General features: G+C 45.1%; 5 protein-coding genes and 1 pseudogene. 2 read left to right on the top strand and 4 right to left on the bottom strand.

The features are described 5' to 3' along the window. The 3 genes and pseudogenes from AB4653_RS14510 to ftsY form a co-directional block, all read right to left on the bottom strand. Positions 1-112, bottom strand: a pseudogene (locus AB4653_RS14510) (cell division protein FtsX); the annotation flags it as partial. Continuing rightward, positions 99-776: a cell division ATP-binding protein FtsE gene (gene ftsE, locus AB4653_RS14505; protein WP_009848236.1), complete on the bottom strand. Its 678-nt coding sequence runs from the start codon at positions 774-776 to the stop codon at positions 99-101. The pseudogene AB4653_RS14510 and the gene ftsE, both read right to left, overlap by 14 nt. 77 nt (positions 777-853) lie before the next feature. Then, entirely contained in the window at positions 854-2,128 is a 1,275-nt protein-coding gene (gene ftsY, locus AB4653_RS14500; RefSeq protein ID WP_102258045.1) for a signal recognition particle-docking protein FtsY, read from the bottom strand. A gap of 230 nt (positions 2,129-2,358) precedes the next feature. Between ftsY and rsmD the strand changes: the two genes are divergently transcribed. After that, a complete protein-coding gene (rsmD, locus tag AB4653_RS14495) occupies positions 2,359-2,961 on the top strand; it encodes a 16S rRNA (guanine(966)-N(2))-methyltransferase RsmD (RefSeq protein ID WP_009848234.1) in 603 nt (200 codons plus the stop codon). 10 nt (positions 2,962-2,971) lie between these two features. Continuing rightward, positions 2,972-3,238, top strand: coding sequence for a DUF1145 domain-containing protein (locus AB4653_RS14490; RefSeq protein ID WP_009848233.1), 267 nt, complete (start codon positions 2,972-2,974; stop codon positions 3,236-3,238). 145 nt (positions 3,239-3,383) lie between these two features. On the opposite strand, the gene AB4653_RS14485 is transcribed toward AB4653_RS14490, so the two are convergent. Further along, the coding region (locus AB4653_RS14485) for a CDP-alcohol phosphatidyltransferase family protein (protein WP_372104534.1) at positions 3,384-3,811 on the bottom strand (428 nt) is incomplete at its 5' end.

The raw sequence follows: 3,811 nt of genomic DNA, 5'->3' as shown, positions 1-3,811 counted from the left end.
GCGAGAACGATGACTTGGCTTGTTTCCAATGAACAACAAAGAAACCGTCGCTTGAAGCCCGGTTTACTGCTCGATTGGATTGAGGTTTCTTAATGCGCTTATTCGCGGCCATAATCTTCAACCTCACTCAAAAAGCCTTGGTTTAATTCCAGATGTCGATATTGAGGGCGAGTGTTCACTAACCCGATATCGTGCGTCGCTAGCATGATCGTGACACCCGCACGGTTGAACTCTTCAAACAAGCGTAATACACGACTCGATAGTTCAGGATCTAGGTTACCAGTTGGTTCATCCGCTAAAAGCAGAGTTGGACGGTTAACCACAGCGCGAGCAATACCGACCCGTTGTTGTTCACCCCCAGAGAGCTGGCTTGGCAAACAACGGGCTTTATCTAATAAACCGGTTTTGTCCAACGCAGCGCTGACTCGACGTTTAATTTCGTTTTCAGAAATAGATTCTATACGCATAGGCAGAGCGACGTTATCGAAGATCGAGCGATCCATAAGTAGGCGGTGATCTTGAAAGACAATCCCGATGTTACGGCGTAAAAAGGGAATGTCTTTGGCTGGGATACGAGTAATATCGTGATCGTTAAACCAAACACGTCCGTCAGTTGGACGCTCTATCGCGCAGATCAACTTCAGCAAGGTACTTTTACCAGCACCAGAGTGCCCGCCTAAAAATGCCATCTCTCCTCGTTTGAGATGAAAGTCCACTTTTTGGAGCGCTTGTCGTCCGCCTCGGTAGGCTTTGCTCACTTGCTGAAATTTGATCACCGAAAATTCCTCTTACGATCACTCATATCAAATTTAAAACGGTAGCAGGTTAAGAATAAACCACTTTGCTACACGCGTTACTCTTCGCGGCTAAATAGTGCTTCAATAAAGTCTTTCGACTCAAATGGACGCAGGTCGTCAATGCCTTCACCCACGCCAATGTAGCGGATTGGAATCTGGAACAGGTCAGCAATTGAGAAAATTACGCCACCTTTCGCTGTACCATCTAGCTTAGTTAGCGTAATGCCCGTTACTGGTGCCACGTCACTAAACAACTTCGCTTGGCTAATCGCATTCTGACCGGTACCTGCATCTAGCGTTAACATGATTTCGTGCGGTGCAGAATCATCGATCTTCTTCATTACACGAACAATCTTGCGTAGCTCTTCCATCAAGTTGCTCTTGTTCTGCAAACGGCCTGCAGTATCTGCAATCACAACATCAACACCACGCGCTTTCGCCGCTTCAATCGCATCGTAGATAACAGACGCGCTATCGGCACCAGTGTGCTGAGCGATAACCGGAACATCATTACGCTGCCCCCAAACCTGAAGTTGTTCAACCGCTGCCGCACGGAAGGTATCACCCGCCGCCAGCATCACTTTCTTGCCTTCACTTTGGAATTGTTTCGCCAGCTTACCGATAGTGGTTGTTTTGCCCACGCCATTCACACCCACCATTAAGATAACATAAGGTGTTTTAGTGGTATCAACAACCAGTGGCTGTTCCACTTGGCTCAAGATTTCTGACATCTCTTCTTTAAGCAGACCATAAAGCGCTTCACCGTCTTTTAGGTCATTACGGGATGCTTTTTCTGTTAGGTTTTCAATGATCTTCACGGTGGTATTCATACCCACGTCGGCGATCAGAAGTTGCTCTTCTAATTCTTCAAACAGGTCTTCATCGATTTGCTTGCCTTTGAACAAACCAAAGAAGCCAGCACCAATGTTTGCTTTAGTACGGCTTAGGCTACGCTTAAGTCGTGCAAAGAAGCTTTCTGTCGGCTTCTCTTGAACTTCTTCAACCTTAGATTGAGAAGCAATCACTTCTTCCTGTTCTGCTTCTGCTTCTGCTTCTGCTTCTGCTTCTGCTTCTGCTGCGACAGGCTGCTGATCTTGTTGAGCCTCTTCAAGCGTTTGCTCTGACTCCGCAAGTTCAGATTCAACAGACTTAGGTTCCGTTGATTTAGCGTCTTCAACTTCAGGTGCGACCTGTTCAGCCTCAACTTGTGATTCAACTTCAGTTTGATCTTCAACGTTTTCTACGTTCGCTTCATTCTGAGTTTTTGGGCTTTGTTCTTCTTCACCAAAACCAAGCCACGATAATAATCCGCGCTTCTTTTTTTCCGTCATCAGAGGAGTTTCCTAGATCTACTAATTAGCTGTATTGACTTAATACACGTCGACTCTTTGCTATTGTTATACAATACAAGCTTGTACAAACGAATAGTAAAGAAAAATGACAAAGCAGTGATAAGTTTGCTTTTAGCTTGATACACTTTGTCATTGTAAATTTATTTAATACTCGAACCCACTTAAATTGGGCTCGGTATAGTATCACTTTATTAGCGGTCAAAAAATCTATGGTAAGACGTCGCCAGCAAAACACATCACAAAAAAAGCCATCCGGAGGCTTTGTTCGAATTATTAGTGGCTCATGGAGAGGTAGAAAGCTGCCTGTTCATGATTTAGAAGGATTACGCCCAACCATTGACCGAGTCAAAGAAACACTCTTTAACTGGGTGGCACAAGATATCCCACATTCGACCTGCTTGGATGTATTCGCCGGTTCTGGTGGTCTAGGTTTTGAAGCCGCTTCTCGCCAAGCAAAAATGGTGACACTGCTCGAAATGAATCAAAAAGCGGCCAAACAGCTTTCTGATAACGCGAAAGAGCTCAAAGCAGACAACATCAATGTAGTCAACACTGATGCTATCTCTTTTCTTAAGCAGCCAGGCACTCCTTACGATATGGTCTTTCTCGATCCTCCATTTCGTAAAGGCTTACTCGCAGAAACAGTACAACTGCTTGAGAGCAACGGTTGGCTTGCCGACAACGCCATCATTTACGTCGAGACAGAGAAAGAGCTAAAACTCGAAGCTATGCCAGAAAACTGGGAATTACACCGCGATAAGACCACTGGCCAGTCGAGCTACCGACTGTTCAATCGAATCACTGAAGAATAGGAGTTATTGAATGAAGTTCTTGCTTCCACTAGCAAAAGCAGCCATCGCCTTTGTTTGGTTTATCTTAATCGCCAATATTTTCTACCCATTCCCGGGTAATGCTGCGATTGCGCTTTATATCATGACAGCATTCTTATTCTTCATGCACGGCCTGCAAATGCTGATTTTCATCGGTGCTTTTGGCGATAAGATCGAAATGTCACGTTGGGAGAAGTGGTCCATATTGATTTTCGGCGTCTTTGCCCTACTCGATATCCGACGCAAACACATGATGTAATAAAGCTTAAGCTTAGATATAAAACGCTTAGCGACAGAAAACATCATGACAGAAACAGTTGATACAAAAGCGCCGCTCATTTGAGCGGCGTTTTTTTATGAGGAATACAGCCTCTAGTCGGGACTGTTAACACATAAGCAATAGGCTACTCAGTTTGATTTTTGAGTGTCTGGAACCCAAAGTAAATTCGCATGAATGTAGTTAGCCAACAAGCTGCACCAAAGGTGTAAGCGATAACCGCAAAGTGTTGAGGCCAAATACAGAACGCGATGAAACAAGCGATGGTTTCAGTGCCTTCGGTTAGCCCTGACATGTAGTAGAGAGACTTATGCTTATAGACTGGGTTTTCGATGCCTCGTTTGCCTGCCATCACGGCAAACGCCAAAAAGCTGCTGCCAGTACCGATAAAAGAGAAGATCAAAAACGCACCGGCAATGGCGTTGTGTTCTGGGTTCGCAATAACAAAGCCAAAAGGAATTAACGAATAGAAAAGGAAATCGAGGCTGATGTCGAGAAAACCGCCAGCGTCACTAATGCCTTGGATTCGAGCCAAGGCCCCATCAAGCCCATCAC

Source organism: Vibrio sp. 10N.222.48.A3 (genome assembly GCF_041475345.1).
Lineage (GTDB): Bacteria > Pseudomonadota > Gammaproteobacteria > Enterobacterales > Vibrionaceae > Vibrio > Vibrio tasmaniensis_A.
Note: the sequence above shows the minus strand (reverse complement) of the source record. Positions and strands in the feature narration are given on the sequence as shown.

Bases quoted from the DNA above. Each gene is read 5' to 3' on its own strand.
- ftsY (WP_102258045.1), bottom strand. From the start codon at position 2,128: ATGACGGAAAAAAAGAAGCGCGGATTATTATCGTGGCTTGGTTTTGGT.
- rsmD (WP_009848234.1), top strand. From the start codon at position 2,359: ATGGTAAGACGTCGCCAGCAAAACACATCACAAAAAAAGCCATCCGGA.
- AB4653_RS14490 (WP_009848233.1), top strand. From the start codon at position 2,972: ATGAAGTTCTTGCTTCCACTAGCAAAAGCAGCCATCGCCTTTGTTTGG.